At 70.4% G+C, this 18,234-nt stretch carries 14 protein-coding genes; 4 read left to right on the top strand and 10 right to left on the bottom strand.

The window, feature by feature from the left end:
- Positions 1–16 precede the first annotated feature (16 nt).
- From ACFYXE_RS17580 to ACFYXE_RS17590, 3 genes are all read left to right on the top strand, one after another.
- A complete protein-coding gene (locus tag ACFYXE_RS17580) occupies positions 17–1,102 on the top strand; it encodes a ParA family protein (RefSeq protein WP_361173155.1) in 1,086 nt (361 codons plus the stop codon).
- The gene (locus ACFYXE_RS17585; RefSeq protein WP_389313283.1) at positions 1,099–2,217 is read left to right on the top strand and encodes a ParB/RepB/Spo0J family partition protein; all 1,119 of its coding nucleotides are present in this window, start codon (positions 1,099–1,101) and stop codon (positions 2,215–2,217) included. Before ACFYXE_RS17580 ends, ACFYXE_RS17585 begins: the two co-directional genes overlap by 4 nt.
- A gap of 307 nt (positions 2,218–2,524) precedes the next feature.
- The gene (locus ACFYXE_RS17590; RefSeq protein WP_361173149.1) at positions 2,525–3,148 is read left to right on the top strand and encodes a GNAT family N-acetyltransferase; all 624 of its coding nucleotides are present in this window, start codon (positions 2,525–2,527) and stop codon (positions 3,146–3,148) included.
- 107 nt (positions 3,149–3,255) lie between these two features.
- Here the strand turns inward: ACFYXE_RS17590 and trxA are convergent, their stop codons facing one another.
- The 7 genes from trxA to ACFYXE_RS17625 all read right to left on the bottom strand — a co-directional run bounded on the left by trxA (position 3,256) and on the right by ACFYXE_RS17625 (position 13,260).
- Positions 3,256–3,585, bottom strand: coding sequence for a thioredoxin (gene trxA, locus ACFYXE_RS17595; protein ID WP_361173146.1), 330 nt, complete (start codon positions 3,583–3,585; stop codon positions 3,256–3,258).
- A 41-nt stretch (positions 3,586–3,626) separates the two neighbouring features.
- Positions 3,627–4,586 (bottom strand): thioredoxin-disulfide reductase, encoded by a 960-nt coding sequence (gene trxB / locus ACFYXE_RS17600; protein WP_361173143.1) that lies wholly within the window; start codon positions 4,584–4,586, stop codon positions 3,627–3,629.
- 237 nt (positions 4,587–4,823) lie between these two features.
- Positions 4,824–5,780: an anti-sigma factor family protein gene (locus tag ACFYXE_RS17605; protein ID WP_389313290.1), complete on the bottom strand. Its 957-nt coding sequence runs from the start codon at positions 5,778–5,780 to the stop codon at positions 4,824–4,826.
- Positions 5,777–6,502 (bottom strand): RNA polymerase sigma factor SigM, encoded by a 726-nt coding sequence (gene sigM, locus ACFYXE_RS17610; RefSeq protein WP_389313292.1) that lies wholly within the window; start codon positions 6,500–6,502, stop codon positions 5,777–5,779. Before sigM ends, ACFYXE_RS17605 begins: the two co-directional genes overlap by 4 nt.
- A gap of 66 nt (positions 6,503–6,568) precedes the next feature.
- Entirely contained in the window at positions 6,569–8,284 is a 1,716-nt protein-coding gene (locus ACFYXE_RS17615; RefSeq protein ID WP_389313294.1) for a protein kinase family protein, read from the bottom strand.
- Between the two features lie 118 nt (positions 8,285–8,402).
- A complete protein-coding gene (gene murJ / locus ACFYXE_RS17620) occupies positions 8,403–10,820 on the bottom strand; it encodes a murein biosynthesis integral membrane protein MurJ (RefSeq protein WP_389313296.1) in 2,418 nt (805 codons plus the stop codon).
- Positions 10,821–10,866: 46 nt separating this feature from the next.
- Positions 10,867–13,260, bottom strand: coding sequence for a DUF6049 family protein (locus ACFYXE_RS17625; RefSeq protein WP_361173128.1), 2,394 nt, complete (start codon positions 13,258–13,260; stop codon positions 10,867–10,869).
- Positions 13,261–13,519: 259 nt separating this feature from the next.
- Between ACFYXE_RS17625 and ACFYXE_RS17630 the strand changes: the two genes are divergently transcribed.
- Positions 13,520–14,986, top strand: coding sequence for a CCA tRNA nucleotidyltransferase (locus ACFYXE_RS17630; protein WP_361173125.1), 1,467 nt, complete (start codon positions 13,520–13,522; stop codon positions 14,984–14,986).
- A gap of 129 nt (positions 14,987–15,115) precedes the next feature.
- Here the strand turns inward: ACFYXE_RS17630 and ACFYXE_RS17635 are convergent, their stop codons facing one another.
- The 3 genes from ACFYXE_RS17635 to ACFYXE_RS17645 all read right to left on the bottom strand — a co-directional run bounded on the left by ACFYXE_RS17635 (position 15,116) and on the right by ACFYXE_RS17645 (position 18,192).
- Positions 15,116–15,658, bottom strand: coding sequence for a hypothetical protein (locus ACFYXE_RS17635; protein ID WP_361173122.1), 543 nt, complete (start codon positions 15,656–15,658; stop codon positions 15,116–15,118).
- A 114-nt stretch (positions 15,659–15,772) separates the two neighbouring features.
- Complete coding sequence (locus ACFYXE_RS17640) at positions 15,773–17,029, bottom strand: MFS transporter (protein WP_389313299.1); 1,257 nt, start codon at positions 17,027–17,029, stop codon at positions 15,773–15,775.
- Positions 17,030–17,109: 80 nt separating this feature from the next.
- Entirely contained in the window at positions 17,110–18,192 is a 1,083-nt protein-coding gene (locus ACFYXE_RS17645; protein WP_361173116.1) for an inositol-3-phosphate synthase, read from the bottom strand.
- Between the last annotated feature and the right edge of the window lie 42 nt (positions 18,193–18,234).

An 18,234-nucleotide genomic window follows, 5' to 3' on the forward strand; every position in this document is an offset into this window, starting at 1 on the left:
TCATGACCCTCAAAGCATGGGAGGCTCTGTTCATTGCGAGCCTGATGTCGAGGAGAGTGAATCCTTGCGGTCCGACGCCAACATCGCGGGACCGATGACCGATCCGGTCCCCGGTCCCCGCACCGAGTCGGCGGGGGAGGATGTTTCACGTGAAACACCGACCCCGATGGACGACACACCCATCGGTCGTGCTGCCCAACTGGCAGTCGAAGCACTCGGCCGCGCGGGCGAGGGTCTGCCTCGCCCCGAGCAGACCCGCGTCATGGTCGTCGCCAACCAGAAGGGCGGGGTGGGCAAGACGACGACGACCGTCAATCTCGCCGCCTCGCTCGCCCTGCACGGCGCCCGCGTCCTGGTGATCGACCTCGACCCGCAGGGCAACGCCTCCACGGCTCTCGGCATCGACCACCACGCCGAAGTGCCGTCCATCTACGACGTCCTGGTCGAGAGCAAGCCGCTCTCCGACGTCGTGCAGCCGGTGCCCGACGTCGAGGGTCTCTTCTGCGCCCCGGCCACCATCGATCTCGCCGGTGCGGAGATCGAGCTGGTGTCGCTGGTGGCACGGGAGAGCCGACTCCAGCGCGCCATCCAGGCGTACGAGCAGCCGCTGGACTACATCCTCATCGACTGCCCGCCGTCGCTCGGCCTCCTGACGGTCAACGCGCTGGTGGCCGGCGCGGAGGTGCTGATCCCCATCCAGTGCGAGTACTACGCCCTGGAAGGCCTCGGCCAGCTCCTGCGCAACGTCGACCTGGTCCGGGGGCACCTCAACCCGCACCTGCATGTGTCCACGATCCTGCTCACCATGTACGACGGCAGGACCCGCCTCGCCTCCCAGGTGGCGGACGAGGTGCGCAACCACTTCGGCGAAGAGGTCCTGCGGACGAGCATCCCGCGGTCGGTCCGGATCTCCGAGGCACCGAGCTACGGCCAGACCGTGCTCACCTACGATCCCGGGTCGAGCGGCGCCCTCTCCTACTTCGAAGCGGCGCGGGAGATCGCGCTGCGGGGAGTCGGAGTGCGCTACGACGCCCAGCACGCCCACACGGGCGCTCAGAACGACCAGCACAGCCAGCACAGCATGACGGAGGGGATGCAGTGAGCGAGCGACGGAGAGGACTGGGCCGAGGCCTCGGCGCCTTGATTCCTGCAGCCCCGACGGAGAAGCAGCCCCCGCAGAACGGGGTCGGAGCCTCGACCTCGCCCTCGGCGGTGCCGGTGCTGACCGCGGAGCGGGGGGTGGCGGCCGCGAAGGTGGCGGCCCTCCCGCAGAGCTCCGTTTCACGTGAAACGCTGGAGCCGCCGCAGCAGCAGGCGCCGGAGCAGCCGGAGAACCAGACCGTGGCCGGCGCGTTCTTCGCCGAGCTGCCGCTGGACGACATCACGCCCAACCCACAGCAGCCGCGTGTGGTGTTCGACGAGGACGCCCTCGCCGAACTGGTCACCTCCATCAAGGAGGTCGGCCTCCTCCAGCCGGTCGTCGTCCGGCAGCTGGGTCCCGCGCGCTTCGAGCTCATCATGGGTGAGCGGCGCTGGCGGGCTTGCCGTGAGGCGGGTCTGGAGCGCATCCCCGCCATCGTGCGGGCCACGGAGGACGAGAAGCTCCTCCTGGACGCGCTCCTGGAGAACCTGCACCGGGCCCAGCTCAACCCGCTGGAAGAGGCCGCGGCCTACGACCAGCTGCTCAAGGACTTCAACTGCACGCACGACCAGCTGGCGGACCGCATCGGCCGGTCCCGCCCGCAGGTCTCCAACACGCTGCGTCTGCTGAAGCTCTCGCCGGCCGTCCAGCGCCGGGTCGCCGCCGGAGTGCTCTCCGCGGGACACGCCCGTGCGCTGCTCTCCGTCGAGGACTCCGAGGAGCAGGACCGGCTGGCGCACCGGATCGTGGCCGAAGGCCTCTCCGTGCGGGCGGTCGAGGAGATCGTGACCCTCATGGGGTCGCGGCCGCAGAGCGCCCCGAAGTCCAAGGGCCCCCGGGCCGGCACGCGCGTCTCGCCGGCCCTGAGCACCCTCGCCACCCGGCTCTCCGACCGGTTCGAGACCCGTGTGCGGGTGGACCTGGGCCAGAAGAAGGGGAAGATCGTCGTTGACTTCGCCTCGCTGGAGGATCTGGAGCGCATCCTCAGCACCCTGGCCCCGGGCGAGGGCCCGGTCCTGAAGAACGGTCTGGCCGAGGACGGCCCCGAGGACTCTGCCGAGGACGACAAGGCCTGAGCCGCAGAGCTCGGCACCGCGAGAGCGGGCCGTGTCCGGTGTGTACCGGAACACGGCCCGCTCTTTGCTTTCCTACGGTATCGGCGGAATCCCAGGGTGGATACGATGCGATCAGGTATGGCGCATCCACCTGACGGCACCTCTTCGGGGAGGCAGGGGCCATGCGATCGATGAGCCGCACCGGACTGATGACCGCGGGCCTTGGGCTGGGAGCGGTCGGCGGTTTCGTCGGCAGCCTGCTCAGGGAACGCAGCGCGCTGACAGCCGCCCGCAGTGCGGCGGCCGACGGAAGTGAGGAACCGCCTTCATGGGGCGTCGGCTCGTACCGCTCACACTGGACAACCTCCCGGACCTCCCCAAGCGATGCCGGGAGTGCGTCTTCTGGGAGCTGGACCCGGTCAGCGGAGAAGCGGCGGTAAAGGCCGGGACCCCGGAGCTGGAGAAGGAGGCGTGGATCTCCGCCGTTCTCCTGGAGTGGGGATCCTGCGGCCGGGTCGTCTACGTCGACGACGTACCGGCGGGCTTCGTGCTCTATGCCCCTCCGGCCTACGTCCCGCGCGCGACCGCCTTCCCCACGAGCCCGGTGTCGCCGGACGCCGTGCAGCTGATGACCGCCTTGATCATGCCGGGCTATCAGGGACAGGGACTCGGGCGGGTGATCGTCCAGACCGTCGCCAAGGATCTGCTGCGCCGCGGCTTCAAGGCGATCGAGGCGTTCGGTGACGCGCGGTGGGAGAAGCCGGCGTGTGTGTTGCCCGCGGACCATCTGCTGGCGGTGGGCTTCAAGACGGTCCGTCCCCACCACGCCTATCCCCGGCTGCGGCTGGAACTGCGGACGACGCTCTCCTGGAAGGAGGACGTCGAGCTGGCGCTCGACCGTCTGCTGGGAGCGGTCCAGGTACAGAAGGAGCCTGCGCTCCGGCCGCTGTGATCCCCCGACCGTGACGCCCTGGAACGCCGAATGGACCAGCCCCGCCGGGACTGGTCCATTCGTGTTTCACGTGAAACATCGCCGCTGACGGTGCGGCGCTCCCCGCACTACTCGGCGATGAAGTCCGCCAGGTCCTTCACGATCGCGGCCTTCGGCTTGGCGCCGACGATGGTCTTGGCGACCTCGCCGCCCTGGTAGACGTTCAGCGTCGGGATGGACATCACGCCGTACTTGGCGGCGGTGCCGGGGTTCTCGTCGATGTTGAGCTTGACGATCTCGATCTGGTCGCCGTACTCCTTCGCGATCGCCTCGAGGGACGGGGCGATCTGACGGCACGGTCCGCACCAGGCGGCCCAGAAGTCCACGAGTACGGGCTTGTCGTTCTTGAGGACGTCTTCCTCGAAGGAGGCGTCGGTCACGTTCTTCAGGTCGGCCACGGGAAGGCTCCTTAACTCGGTGGTGCGGTGGGGAAGAGGTGTCAGGCGGTGACGGCCGCGGGCTCGCTGTCCGTGAGGGCGGCGAGGAAGCGCTCGGCGTCGAGAGCGGCCGAGCAGCCCGTGCCGGCCGCCGTGATCGCCTGGCGGTACGTGTGGTCGACGACGTCACCGGCACCGAAGACGCCGGGCACGTTCGTCCGAGTCGAGGGCGCGTCGACCTTCAGATAGCCCTCGTCGTCCAGCGTCAGCTGACCCTTGAAGAGCTCCGTGCGCGGGTCGTGACCGATCGCGATGAACAGGCCGGTCACCGGCAGCTCGGACGTCTCGCCCGTCTTGAGGTTGCGCAGCGTCAGACCGGAGAGCTTCTGCTCGCCCTTGATCTCCGCGACCTCGCTGTCCCAGATGAACTTGATCTTCGGGTCGGCGAAGGCGCGCTCCTGCATGGCCTTGGAGGCACGCAGGCTGTCGCGGCGGTGGACGATCGTCACGGACTTGGCGAAGCGCGAGAGGAAGGTGGCCTCCTCCATCGCGGTGTCGCCGCCGCCGATCACGGCGATGTCCTGGTCCTTGAAGAAGAAGCCGTCGCAGGTGGCGCACCAGGAGACACCGCGTCCGGAGAGCGCGTCCTCGTTCGGCAGGCCGAGCTTACGGTGCTGCGAGCCCGTCGTGACGATGACGGTCTTCGCGCGGTGCACGGTGCCCGCGGTGTCTGTCACGGTCTTGATCTCACCGGTGAGGTCGACGGAGACGACGTCGTCCGGGAGGAGCTCGGCGCCGAAGCGCTCGGCCTGGGCCCGCATGTTGTCCATGAGGTCGGGGCCCATGACGCCGTCCTGGAAGCCGGGGAAGTTCTCCACCTCGGTGGTGTTCATCAGCGCACCGCCGGCGGTGACGGCGCCCTCGAACACCAGCGGCTTCAGCGACGCGCGCGCGGTGTAGAGCGCCGCCGTGTAGCCGGCGGGCCCGGAGCCGATGATGATCACGTTACGGACGTCGGTCACGGCTTGATTCCTCGTCTCTGGGGACTGCTGCGTACTGCTGGTGGGTGCCTGTCTCAGGACTCTCACCCCACCCAACGGATCCTACGGGGCATGCATTCCCGGACGCGTACGAGCGCACGGAAGCGTGTCAGGACGGGGAGTGCCATATGCCACAAGACCGCTGGCCGCAGCGTCGGCAGCGCAGGGATCGGCGCGGGAAAAGGCTCCGGCCGTCCTGTGCGGGGGAGAGTTGAGACGTCAGTTCTGGGGGTAGGCGTGCGTCACGAGCACCTTGCCGGGGGGCGGCGAGGACTTGCCGACGCAGGCGGCGTCGACGACGTACGCCGAGACCTTCGTGCTGTCGGAGTCGTGCGGCACGACGACGAGGTAGGCGGGCTTGCCCTCGTACGAGCCCTCCTCGGCGGCGAGCGGGGTGCGGTCGCCGAGGCTGCGCTGGATGCACTCCGGGACCTGGACGGCGCGCAGCGGCGCATTCTTCTCGGGGGACTCCGGACTGGAACGGGTGTCGAAGGACGGCGTCGAGCTGTCCGACTTCCCGCCGGACTCGTGGACGCCGTTCTTGTCGAGGAGGTCGGTGACCCGGCCCTGGAGCTTGTCCTCGGCGAAGGTGCTCGCGGTGTCGTCGTGTTTCGCGGATGCTCCGGTCGTCTCGCCGGAGTCGTTGCCCACGGTCTGGATCAGCAGCGTGCCGAGACCGATGGCGGCCGCGGTGAGGACGGCGCCGAGGACGGTGGTGCGTCGGTGCATGCCGCGCAGACGGCCTCCGCGGCCCGGTCCGGTGGCGGCGCGCGGACGTCCCGCGGGACGGTCGGTCGCCTTGGGGGACGCGGGGGCGGTCGATGTTTCACGTGAAACATGAGCGGCGGTGGGCGACGCGATGGCGGGCTCGGGCGCGGCGTCGGACGCCGTTCCCTCCGCGGGGAGGTCGTCCAGGGCGGCGGAGTCGAGCAGCGCTTCGGCGGCCAGTGCCGCGTCGATGCGGCCGGCGACGTCGTCCGGCATGCGCGGGGGGCCCGGCAGCGTGCCGAGCATCCCGCGGATCTCCTCCAGGGAGGCGTAGACGTCGGCGCAGAGCTCGCAGCCGTCCAGGTGCCGCCGTACGTCGCTGGTGCGCGACGGAGAGAGCAGGCCTTCGGTCAGATCGGAGATCTCGGTGACTTCCGGGTGCCCGGCCGAGTCGGTCGTGGTTGTCACGCTCGCCCACCTCCGCCCTTCACGGCAGCTGAATCGCTTGGTCCTGTGTCCCGTGGTCCTGCTGCCGGTGGGACGGATGTCCCCTGCGTCCGGTTCCGTCCTGAGCCGGACTTCTTGCCTTCCGCGTCGGCGCCGTCGTCTCCCTTGCGCGTCTGGCCCCGGCGCGCGGGTGGGCCCGTCCGCAGATGCGTCAGCAGCGGCAGCAGTCTGGCTCGGCCGCGGGCGCAGCGGCTCTTGACCGTGCCGGTGGGGACGTCCAGGACCTGGGCGGCCTCGGCCACCGGATAGCCCTGCATGTCGACCAGCACGAGCGCGGCGCGCTGGTCGTGGGGCAGGGTGCCCAGCGCCTCCACGAGCTCGCGGTGGAGGTCTCCGCGCTCGACCGGGGCCTCGGCGGACTCCTCCGGGTCCAGGAGCTGCTCGAGGCGCTCGGTGTCGTCGATCGGGGAGGTCTTGCGGGACGCCGCCTTGCGGGCGCGGTCGAGGCAGGCGTTGACGGTGATGCGGTGCAGCCAGGTCGTGACGGCGGACTGCCCGCGGAAGGTGTGGGCCGCGCGGTAGGCGGAGACCAGGGCGTCCTGGACGGCGTCCGCGGCCTCCTCGCGGTCCCCGAGGGTGCGCAGCGCCACGGCCCACAGCCGGTCGCGATGGCGCCGCACCAGCTCACCGAAGGCGTCCTTGTCGCCGCCGACGTGTGCGGCGAGGAGGTCCTGATCGCTCATGTCACCGTGCGAGGTGCCCTCCACCGTCGAACCCCCTCCCCCAGTGAGCTGCGGCGGGCCGATCCCTCAGCCCTTGAGCTTCACGTCCGTAATGGCCTGCTTGTATCCCGCGCGGTAATAGCTGTCGGGTCCGGAGTTCGGCACCGCAGTCATCCACAGGAGCACGTACCGCGTCTTCACGGGCTTCTTCGCCTTGAGCTGCAGGCTGTCGCCCGACGTCTTGGCCGTGCCGATCTTCTTCATGGATTCGATGCCCCCCGAGGGGGTCAGCGAATCCGTGGCGTACAGGGAGATCGTGGTGTGGTCACCGCTGTACCGCAGGGCCGCCGTCGCCTCGGAGACGTCCTTCTCCGAGCCGAGGTCGTAGACGATACCGACGCCGGGCTTGTACGGGGCGAGCTCAGGACCGTCCGTGAAGGTCTTGGTGCGCCACAGCGTGGACGCGTCGCCGTCGAAGGTGTTGTCGACGTTCGCCGGGGACTGGAGAGAGCCCCCCACGGGGAGCTCCTGCGCGTCCTTGATGGCGATCGGCTTGGCCGGCTTGGGCTGGCCCTTGTCGTTGCCCCCGGTGGTGTTCGTCGTGCTGCCCGAGTCCCCGGACTTCTCGCGGTCCATCAGGGCGTCGGCCAGCTGCCAGCTGCCCAGGCCGAGGGCGGCGATGAGGAGGGCGGAGACGGCCCACTTGAGCGCCTTGCCGGTGCGGCTCTGCAGCGGGGCGGGCGGGGCCTGCACGGGCTGCGTGACGCCCGGGTGGGCGGCGGTGCGGCCGTAGGTGCCCTGCTGGTACGTCGTGCGCTGGTACTCGGGCGGGGCGGTGAAGGCGGGCTCCGGCGGGCGGATGCGCGGCATCTCGCCGATGGCCTTCACCAGCTCCTCCGGCGTCGTGCACGGCGGGTCCTGGCGGGAGGCGGTGGCGCCGTCGTTGACGAGCGCGCGCATGGCGAGCTCCGAGAGGCCGCGGTGGACGCCCGCACGCACCTGGTCGGGGGCGATGAGCCCGACGTCCTTGGGGAGCCCGGAGAGGCCGTACGCGTCGTCCTCGTAGGGCCAGCGCTGGGTCAGCGAGGCGTACAGGAGCGCGCCGATCGCTTCCGTGTCCGTGCGCTGCGGGGTGTCGGAGCTGATGCCGCGCAGGGCGGCGTTCACCGCGAGGCCGCGGATGCGGTACTGGCCGGTGGAGGTGCGCAGCACGGCGCTCGGGGTCAGTCGCAGATGCGCGAGCCCCTCGCGGTGCGCGGCTGCCATGGCCTGGGAGACCTGGCTGACGAGCTGGTAGGCGTCGTGCGGCTCCAGCGGGCTCGCGGCCAGGAGCGTGGTGAGCTCCGTGGCGTCGGGGAGCCACTCGTGGACCACGTAGACGAGGTCGTTCTCCTCGACGGCGTCCAGGACCTGCACGAAACGCGGGTCGCCGAGCAGCGCCGAGGAACGGGCCGCCGCGAGGACCGAGCGGGCCCGCGGGTGGTCGGCGGGCAGGAGGTGCACGCCGACGGCGCGGCGCAGCTTCTCGTCGACCGCGCGCCAGCTGCTGAAACCGTCCAGACGGGTGACGCACTCTTCCAGCCGATAGCGTCTGGCGAGCTTGTGGCCACTGTGCAGCTCCGGGGCCGAAGGGGCCCCGCGGCTCGTGGGCCGCTCCGTCTCCGCCGCGTCTTCGTCTGCTGCCGTTTCCCGCTCCCGGGTCTGGGCCACCCCGTCGGCCGTGGCCTGCTCCGCCTTGGCGGTCAGCGGCTCGTCGCCGCTGGTGTCTGCCACGTCGACGGCAGCCGTGCTCCGTTCCGCCACCGTCGTTCCTGCCTCCCCATCCATTGCGCTCCGTCAGACGCCAAACCCAATTGTGCCCACAGTCCGGCGCTATGCACGACACACGGTGGCCGACGATGGTTGTGCAGGTCCGACTATCTCAGCGACCGAGACGTCCGCGCACCATGCCGACCATCGAATTGAGCTCCGCGATCCGCATTTTTCGGGCGGCCACGAAGAAGACGCCGATCAGTGCGACGCCTCCGGCGATCAGCGCGACCAGCGAACTGCCCGCTCCGGTGCCCATCGCCCGCAGGATCGCGAAGCCCACGCCGCCGCCGACGAGGGCCGCCGGGATCGAGGCGCCGAACAGCCGGGTGTAGGTCCGCGCCACCTGGGCGCCGTCCAGATCGCCGCCGAGGCGGACGCGCAGTCGGCGCCAGGCCACACCGACGCCGACCGCGTAGGCGAGCCCGTAGGAGGCGGCCATGCCGACGACGGCCCACCGGGCGGGCAGCACGAAGAAGCAGGCGGCCGAGGCAGCCGCGTTGACGGCCGCCACGATCACGGTGTTGTAGAACGGCGTCCTGGTGTCCTCGTAGGCGTAGAAGCCGCGCAGGACGACGTACTGGACCGAGTACGGGATCAGGCCGAGGCCGAACGCCATCAGGGTGTAGCCGATGTTCTGCGCGCCCGAGCCGGAGCCCGCGTACAGCAGTGTCGCCATCGGCACGCCGAGCGCGAGGAAGGCGAAGGCGCAGGGCACGATCGCCACGGCCGAGGTGCGCAGACCGTAGGAGATGTCGTCGCGGACGGCCGCCGCGTCGCCGTCGTTCGCCGAGCGGGAGATGCGGGGCAGGACCGCGGTCATCACGGAGACCGTGATGATGGCCTGCGGCATCTGCCAGAGCAGCAGTGCGTAGTTGTACGCGGTGATGCCGGTGCCGGAGTGGCCCTGGTCGGTCGCCGTCGTGCCCGCGCTGGTGGCGAGCTGGGTGACGACCACCATGCCGATCTGGTTGGCCAGGACGAAGAAGAAGGTCCACTTGGCGAGCCGCGCGGCCTTGCCCAGACCGTGCCCGCGCCAGTCGAAGCGGAGCCGGAGCTTGAACCCGGCCTCCCGCAGGTAGGGGAGCATGGCCAGCGCCTGCACGACGAGGCCGAGCAGCGTGCCGATGCCCAGCAGCCGCACGCCGTCCGGGGTGATGTTGGCGGGGGTGACGCCGGAGTCGGTGAAGCCGCCGAAGGCCCAGATGAAGGCGCCGAAGGTGGCGATGACGACGATGTTGTTGAGGACCGGGGTCCACATCATCGCGCCGAAGCGGCCGCGGGCGTTGAGGATCTGCCCGAGGACGACGTGCACGCCCATGAAGAACATCGTCGGGATGCAGAAGCGCGCGAAGGTGACGGTGACGTCCATGCGCACGGGGTCGTCGGCGATCGTCGGCGACATCATGCGGACGAACATCGGCGCCGCCACCACACAGATGACGGTGACGCCCGCGAGGAGCACCATCACGAGGGTCAGGAGCCGGTTGGCGTAGCCCTCGCCCTCGTCCTCGTCGTTCTTCATGGCGCGGACGAGCTGCGGGATGAACACCGCGTTCAGGGCGCCGCCGCCGACCAGGACGTAGATCATGGTCGGCAGGGTGTTGGCGACCTGGTACGAGTCGTTGAGCAGGCCGACACCGATCGCGGCGGCCATCACCAGGGTGCGCAGGAAGCCGGTGAGGCGGGAGACGATCGTGCCCGCCGCCATCAGGGCGCTCGACTTCAGCAGGCTCGACGCGCGACCGCCGGACTTGGCGGGCGGCGCCGCGGCCGGCGCGGGGACCGGCGGGGGCGCGGGGGCCGGGACGAGCGGCTGGTCGCCCGCGGGCTGGTAGCCGCCCTCGGCGGGCTGCTGGTAGCCGTTGCCCTGCGGGTAGCCCTCCCCCTGCGGGTAGCCGCCGCCCTGGGCGTAGCCGCTCTGCTGATAGCCGCCCTGGGCGTAGCCCTGCTGCTGGTAGGCGTCCTGCTGATACCCCTGCTGCGGGTGCGCGTCCTGCTGGTAGCCGTTCTGCGGGTACGCGTCCTGCTGGTACCCGGCCTGCTGGTTGCGGTAGCCGCCGGGCTGCTGGTCGCGGAAGAGGTGGGCGAAGGCGTCGGGCTCGTGGTGCTCCTCGCCGGCCTGGGTGACCAGGTCGTCGACGCCGACGAACTGGGTGGTCCGCGCGTCGTCGCCGTAGGGGAGGTGCCGCGTCGGCCCCTCCGGCTCGGGGGCCGGGGGCTGCGCCCACACCCGCGGGTCGGGGGCGTGCTGCGAGGAGGGCGGCTGGCCGTAGAGCGGCTGCTGCTGGTAGGTGCCGGGCGGCGGCGGAGGGTGCGCCGCGCGGTCGTAGAGGGCCTCGGTCACCGGGTCCTGGGCGGAGAGGTCCTGCGCCCGGTAGGGATCCTGGTCGTAGGCGTCCTGGAGATACACGTCCGGCGCCGGCTGCGGCGGCACCTGCCCGTGCTCGGGGGAGCCGGGTGGCGGGCCCCCGGGCGAGGCGGAGCCGCCCGCGCCCTGGCCGCGGTCACCGTCGTACGGCGCGTTCATGGTTACCCCACCTCATCGTCCCCGGGCCCACCGGCCACGACATCGCTCAACGGTCCACTCTCTCACCCGTGTCCGACGGGTCGGTGCTTTCGGGAGCGGTGTCCGGTGTCGGGTCACTCGGCTGCTCGGGGTCGTCCGTCCCGGGCGCGCCGCCGGACTCGCCGTCGGGACCCTGCTCGGGGCCCCCGTCCGTGCCCTGGTCGGGGCCTTCCTCGGCCTTCTTGCGGGCCGCGCGCTTGCGCTGGGTGTACATCCGGAATCCGGCGAGCACGAGCAGCAGGAGTCCGCCGGCGATGACGAGCATCACGGTGAGGGTGACCTCGGTGACGTTGACCTCGAAGCGCACCACGTTGCCGTAGGGCTCGCCGTCCTCCGTGTAGAGCTGTGCGTACACCGGGACCGGGCCGTTGGCGTTGGCCGTGGTCGTGAACTTCACGGACTGGGAGTGCCCGCCCGCGATCTTGATCGGCTTCTCCTCGAACTGCCCGTCGCCGATCTTCAGACGCGTGGGGTTCCGCGAGGAGAGGCGCAGGACCAGGTGGTCGACGTTCTGCACCAGGTTGTTCTGCACCGACACCGGGATGGTCGCGCTGCGGCCGGAGAGCTTCGCGTCGGACCGCTGGATCAGGGAGACCTGCTTGGTGAGGTCCCGCAGATAGGCCCAGACGCTGTTCCGGTAGGAATCCGCCTCGGCCTGGCGGCCCCGCCACGACGTCGACATCTCGCGGTCTATGGCCCGCCCGAAGGGGGTGACCACGCGGTCCTTCTCGGTGAGGATCACCTGGAAGCGTTCGAGCTGGTTCTGCGTGTTCTGGATCGACTCGAAGGCGCGCTGCGACATCTCCTGCTTGCGCAGCGCCGCCGGGTACGCGGCGGCCGACGGCACCCGGGTGGTGGCCTGCGGGTCGGGCTTGGCCTTCGCCGCGGCCATCAGGTCCTGGGGTTGCGACCACTTGCCCTCGCCGAGGGCGCTCAGCGCCTTGTGCATGGTCTGCGCCTGGCTCGCCGACGGCATGCGCTGCGGGGCGACGACGATGCTCCGCTGCTTGCCGGGGTCCTGCATGTTCAGCATCAGGCTCTGGGAGAGGAACTCCTGGACGGCGAGCGTGGAGTCCTCCGCCTGCGACATGTCGCCCTGGAAGGCCGTCGAGAGCCGCGCGTCGGCCACCACGGCCGTCGTGCCGCCGCCGATGGGCCGGGCCGAGGTCGGCGCGTACGGCAGCCCGCCGGTCTCGCGCAGGCTGTCGCTGCGGGTGATGACCGTGTGGGCGCCCGCGGAGGTCGCGACGTCGACGACCGACGGGTCGATCGCCCCGTCGACGGGCCAGGCGAAGTCGGTGCTCGGCTTCACCTGGAGGATCGTGCGCACCGCGTCGGCACCCACCTCGGTGGCCTCCTTGAGGTGGCCGAGGGAGCCGCTGACCTTCTTGCCGGTGTGGGCCAGGGACGCGAGGTCGGGGTCGGCGAAGGGCAGCGCCACGACCTTCTTGTCCTTGACGGCCTCCTGGAGGTCGCTGAGCCACTGGTTGGCGACCGCCTGGTGCTTGCCCGCCCTGGTGGTCGTCCCGTCGGCGTTCTCGATCCGGTAGCTCTTCGTCATCGCCTCGACGGAGGCGAGCAGGTCGGGATCGATGACCCAGGTGACGTCCAGGCCGCTGCCGAGCGACAGAAGCTGCTCCAGGCGCCCGCCGGGCGCCAGCTCGTCGGCCAGGTCGTCGTTCTTGAAGACGGGCGTCTGCTGCTCGTCGGACCCGGTCTTCGCCGTGAGGTGGGTCGTGGAGGTGAGCGGCCACAGATACGTGGTCTTCGTCTTCGTCCCCGCGGCCTCGGGCTGCCACGGCAGGAAGGTCCGCTCGATGCCGAGCACCTGGGAGTAGGGCTGGGCGCTGCTCTGGCCGGTCAGGGTCACGCCCAGCTGGTAGACGCCGTCGGCGCCGAGGGACAGCGCCTTGACCGGTACGGCGATGCTGAAGTCCTGCCGGACGCCCGGGGCGAGTCTGGAGATCTTCTCGACGTACTTCCCGCCGACCTCCGTGCCGTCGGAACCCGGCTGGAAACCCGTGCGCTTCGCGGCGGCGTCGATCTGGGTCCGGCTGTTGAGGGCCGGGCCCACGCGCAGCCCGACCTGGGCGTCGGTGACCGTCTGCTTGCCGTTGTTGGTGACCGTGCCCGACACGGTGAGTGTGTCGCCCTCACCGGGCGCGGTGGGCGTGAGCTTGTCCAGGGAGACGTCGACGGTGCGGGAACCGGTGGCGTCGGCCTTCGCGCCGGGCACGGCGCCGGCCTTCGCCTCCGGCGCCGCGGCGTGCGCCACGGGCCCTGCCGGGACCTGGAGAAGTCCGGCCAGCAAAGGGGTACCCACCAGCAGTGCTGCGGTGCGCCGCAGCCACCGGCGGGCAGGTGAGGGGCTCGTCCCCGGGAAGTCTGCCGCCTCGGCCACGCGTTGCCCGTCCCTCGTCGTCAGTGGTCGTCGGTTGTGCGTCCACGCATGGTAACGATGCGCGCTGTGGCGAAGTGCCGCGGACTGCTCCACGTGATCGGAAGTGGACAGTACGGTGCCGTCGGCGGGCAGCTCCGTGTGGTCGGGCGACCGCTCCACGTGATCGGACGGCGAGGGCCGGAGCGGTGGCGCGGGGCCCGCGGGGCCGGGCGGGAATCGGGTCGGCCCCGGGCGCCCGGGCCACGTACCCTTTTCTGTTGTGCCGAACGCCAATGAAGACAATTCCAGCGCCCTGAGCCAGGTGCAGACCCGCGCGGTCAGCGAACTGCTGCGGGTGTCCCCGGTCGCGGACGACCTCGCCCGCCGTTTCCAGGAGGCCGGGTTCTCCCTCGCCCTGGTCGGCGGCTCGGTCAGGGACGCCCTGCTCGGCCGGCTCGGCAATGATCTGGACTTCACGACGGACGCACGCCCCGAGGACGTACTGAAGATCGTCCGGCCGTGGGCCGACGCGGTCTGGGAGGTCGGGATCGCCTTCGGCACGGTCGGCTGCCAGAAGGACGCCCGTGTGGGCGACGCCGACGTGAGCTTCCAGGTCGAGGTCACCACGTACCGCTCGGAGGCGTACGACAGGACCTCGCGCAAGCCCGAGGTGTCCTACGGCGACTCCATCGAGGAAGACCTCGTCCGGCGTGACTTCACCGTGAACGCGATGGCGGTGGCGCTCCCCGAGAAGGAGTTCGTCGACCCGCACGGCGGCCTCGAGGATCTGGCGGCGCGTGTGCTGCGCACCCCGGGCACTCCCGAGGAGTCCTTCTCGGACGACCCGCTGCGGATGATGCGGGCCGCCCGCTTCGCCGCGCAGCTGGACTTCGAGGTGGCGCCCGACGTGGTGGCCGCGATGACGGCGATGGCCGAGCGCATCGACATCGTCTCGGCGGAGCGTGTGCGCGACGAATTGAACAAACTGATCCTCTCCGCACACCCGCGCAAGGGCCTGGCCCTCCTCGTCGAGACGGGACTCGCCGAGCGGGTGCTGCCCGAGCTGCCGGCGCTGCGCCTGGAGCGTGACGAGCACCACCGGCACAAGGACGTGTACGACCACTCGCTGATCGTCCTGGAGCAGGCGATGGCGCTGGAGACGGCGGGTCCCGACCTCACGCTGCGGCTCGCCGCGCTGCTGCACGACATCGGCAAGCCGAAGACGCGCCGCTTCGAGGGTGACGGCCGGGTCTCCTTCCACCACCACGAGGTGGTCGGCGCCAAGCTGGTCAAGAAGCGGATGACGGCGCTGAAGTACTCCAACGAGCTCGTGAAGGACGTCTCGCGGCTGGTCGAGCTCCACCTGCGCTTCCACGGCTACGGCACGGGAGAGTGGACGGATTCGGCCGTACGCCGTTACGTGCGCGACGCGGGCCCGCTCCTGGAGCGCCTGCACAAGCTGACCCGCTCCGACTGCACGACGCGCAACAAGCGCAAGGCGAACGCCCTGTCGCGCGCGTACGACGGCCTGGAGGAGCGCATCGCCCGCCTCCAGGAGCAGGAGGAGCTGGACTCGATCCGCCCCGACCTCGACGGCAACGACATCATGGAGATCCTGGGCGTGGGCCCGGGCCCGGTGATCGGCAAGGCGTACAAGTTCCTGCTGGAACTACGCCTGGAGAACGGCCCGATGGAGCGGGACGCGGCGGCGTCGGCGCTCAAGGAGTGGTGGGCCACGCAGGACTGAGTGGCGGCCGAGGCTTCACGTTTCACGTTTCACGTGAAACACCGCCCGCGCCGACCACGCCGAGGGGCGTTGTTTCACGTGAAACCGTGAAACAACGCCCCTCGGGTGTTCCTGCTGTGTGCCGCGCGCCTACTTGGTCTTCTTCAGGCAGAGCACGACGTTGTGGCCCTTGCCCTGCTGGTAGTAGGCGATCTCGGAGGTCTTGACGGCCTCGCACTTGTCGCTGTCGCTGGTGTTGTCGAACTTCTCGACGACCTCGAACTCGGACTCGCTCGAGGAGCAGTCGACTTCCTTGAGGTCCGGCGAGAACTGCGTGCCCTCGTTGTGCATGCAGCTGCCGACGGAGGTCGTCTCGGCGTCGCTCTTGCCGAGGTACCACTTGCCGACGGCTATGAGGATCGCGACGAGGATGAAGCCGCCGATGCGAAGGAGCAGCTTCTTGCCGCGGCGGGGAGCGGCCGGCGGGGGAACGGGACCACCCTGGTTGAAGGCCGGGTACGGAGCCGCGGGCCCGCCCGGCTGGCCCGGCTGCGGCGGGTACGGGGCCATCTGCTGGCCCTGCGGCGCTCCGCCCTGCGGCGGGCCGTACGGCGCACCGCCCTGCGGCTGGCCATAAGGGTTCTGGCCCTGCGGCGGGTACGGAGTCTGGCCCTGGGGCGGCGGAGTGGTCACTTTGGGGGTCCCCCTCGAACGAGAGCGCGATGGCGCGAATACGACGCCCGTAAGTTATCCGGGGGCAGTGACAACTCTGAAGTCCACAGCGGCACTGTGGCATTGATGTGACACTTACTGCGCGTCAAACCGGCTCATAGCAGCAGCAATTGCCGCGTAGAGCAGAGCGACCCCGACGACCAGCGGTACCGACCGGCCGTCAGGCGGCAGGACCAGGGCCGCCACTGCGGCCGCGCCCACGAAGGCGACGTTGAAGAGGACGTCGTAGAGGGAGAAGACGCGGCCGCGGTAGCCGTCGTCCACCGAGGACTGCACCACCGTGTCCGTGGCGATCTTCGCGCCCTGCGTCGTCAGGCCGAGGACGAAGGCGGCGACGAGGAGCGGGGCGGGCTCGAAAGGGAGGCCGAGGGCCGGTTCGAGGAGCGCCGCCGTGCCCGCGCAGGCCGCGATCCAGCCGCCGGGCCCGAGCCGCCCCACCGCGGCGGGGGTGACCAGAGCGGCCACGAAGAAGCCCGCGCCGGAGATGCCGACCGCGAGGCCGAGCAGCGCGAGCCCGTCGGACTCCGACGTCGTCCAGGCGTACCGGCAGAGCATCAGGACCATGACGGTCAGCGCGCCGTAGCAGAACCGCAGGACGGTCATCGCGGCCAGCGCGCGGGCGGCGGCGGGGCGCCGCGCGAGGTGTCGTACGCCCTCCCGGAGCCCGCGTGCCGTTCCGGCCAGCGCGGCGGCGAGCCGTGGCTGCACCTGGTCGGGGTCGGGGCCGAGCAGCTCGCGCGCCATGCGCAGCGAGGCGAGCGCCGCGCACAGGTACAGGGCGGCGCCGCACAGCACCACGGCCGCGTCCGAGTCCGCGCCCACGATGCGCACCACGAAGGCGAGGCCGCCGCCCACGGTCGCCGCGAGCGTCCCCGCGGTCGGCGAGAGGGAGTTGGCGATGACCAGGCGGTCGGCGTCGACCACCCGCGGCAGGGCGGCCGAGAGCCCCGCAAGGACGAAGCGGTTGACGGCGGTCACGCACAGCGCGGAGACGTAGAAGAGCCAGTCGGGGACGCCGCTCAGCATCAGGACGGCCGTCAGGGACGCCAGGACGGCCCGCAGGAGGTTGCCGTACAGGAAGACCTGGCGGCGCTGCCAGCGGTCGAGGAGGACACCGGCGAACGGGCCGATCAGCGAGTACGGCAGGAGCAGCACGGCCATGGCGGAGGCGATCGCGGCCGGCGAGGTCTGCTTCTCCGGGGAGAACACGACGTAGGTGGCGAGCGCGACCTGGTAGACGCCGTCCGCGCCCTGGGAGATCAGCCGGACGGCGAGCAGCCGCCGGAAGTCCCGCAGCCGCAGCAGTATCCGCAGGTCACCGACGACAGCCATGGATCACAGCCTCACATACGAGGAGGGCCCCCGGGCGGAATGCCCGAGGACCCTCGACACGTGCCAAAGGAGAGAGCTGTTTAGCGCTCGACCTCGCCCTTGATGAACTTCTCGACGTTCGCGTAGGCCTCGTCGTCGAAGTACTGGACCGGCGGGGACTTCATGAAGTAGCTCGACGCGGAGAGGATCGGGCCGCCGATGCCGCGGTCCTTGGCGATCTTCGCGGCGCGCAGGGCGTCGATGATGACACCGGCCGAGTTGGGGGAGTCCCAGACCTCGAGCTTGTACTCCAGGTTCAGCGGGACGTCACCGAAGGCGCGGCCCTCGAGGCGGACGTACGCCCACTTGCGGTCGTCGAGCCACGCGACGTAGTCCGACGGGCCGATGTGGACGTTCTTCTCGCCCAGCTCGCGGTCCGGGATCTGCGAGGTGACGGCCTGCGTCTTCGAGATCTTCTTGGACTCGAGGCGGTCGCGCTCCAGCATGTTCTTGAAGTCCATGTTGCCGCCGACGTTGAGCTGCATGGTGCGCTCGAGACGGACACCGCGGTCCTCGAACAGCTTCGCCATCACGCGGTGCGTGATGGTGGCGCCGACCTGCGACTTGATGTCGTCGCCGACGATCGGGACACCGGCCTCGGTGAACTTGTCCGCCCACTCCTTGGTGCCGGCGATGAAGACCGGCAGCGCGTTGACGAACGCGACCTTGGCGTCGATGGCGCACTGCGCGTAGAACTTCGCGGCGACCTCGGAACCCACGGGCAGGTAGCAGACGAGGACGTCGACCTTGCGGTCCTTGAGGATCTGGACGACGTCGACCGGGGCCTCGGCGGACTCCTCGATGGTCTGGCGGTAGTACTTGCCCAGACCGTCGTGGGTGTGGCCACGCTGGACCTGGACGCCGCTGTTCGGCACGTCGCAGATCTTGATGGTGTTGTTCTCGCTGGCACCGATGGCGTCCGAGAGGTCGAGGCCGACCTTCTTCGCGTCGACGTCGAAGGCGGCGACGAACTCGACGTCACCGACGTGGTAGTCGCCGAACTGGACGTGCATCAGGCCCGGGACCTTGCTGTCCGGGTCTGCGTCCTTGTAGTACTCGACGCCCTGGACCAGCGAGGCGGCGCAGTTGCCCACGCCGACGATGGCTACGCGAACCGAACCCATTCCGGTTGCTCCCTGTGTGATCTCGGTATTCCGGATGAAACC

Source organism: Streptomyces sp. NPDC002564 (assembly GCF_042889645.1).
Classification (GTDB): Bacteria; Actinomycetota; Actinomycetes; order Streptomycetales; family Streptomycetaceae; genus Streptomyces.

Coding starts and splice junctions, on each gene's coding strand:
- ACFYXE_RS17590 (WP_361173149.1), top strand. CDS start 2,525: ATGGGGCGTCGGCTCGTACCGCTCACACTGGACAACCTCCCGGACCTC.
- ACFYXE_RS17645 (WP_361173116.1), bottom strand. CDS start 18,192: ATGGGTTCGGTTCGCGTAGCCATCGTCGGCGTGGGCAACTGCGCCGCC.
- sigM (WP_389313292.1), bottom strand. CDS start 6,502: ATGAGCGATCAGGACCTCCTCGCCGCACACGTCGGCGGCGACAAGGAC.
- murJ (WP_389313296.1), bottom strand. CDS start 10,820: ATGAACGCGCCGTACGACGGTGACCGCGGCCAGGGCGCGGGCGGCTCC.
- ACFYXE_RS17580 (WP_361173155.1), top strand. CDS start 17: ATGGGAGGCTCTGTTCATTGCGAGCCTGATGTCGAGGAGAGTGAATCC.
- ACFYXE_RS17640 (WP_389313299.1), bottom strand. CDS start 17,029: ATGGCTGTCGTCGGTGACCTGCGGATACTGCTGCGGCTGCGGGACTTC.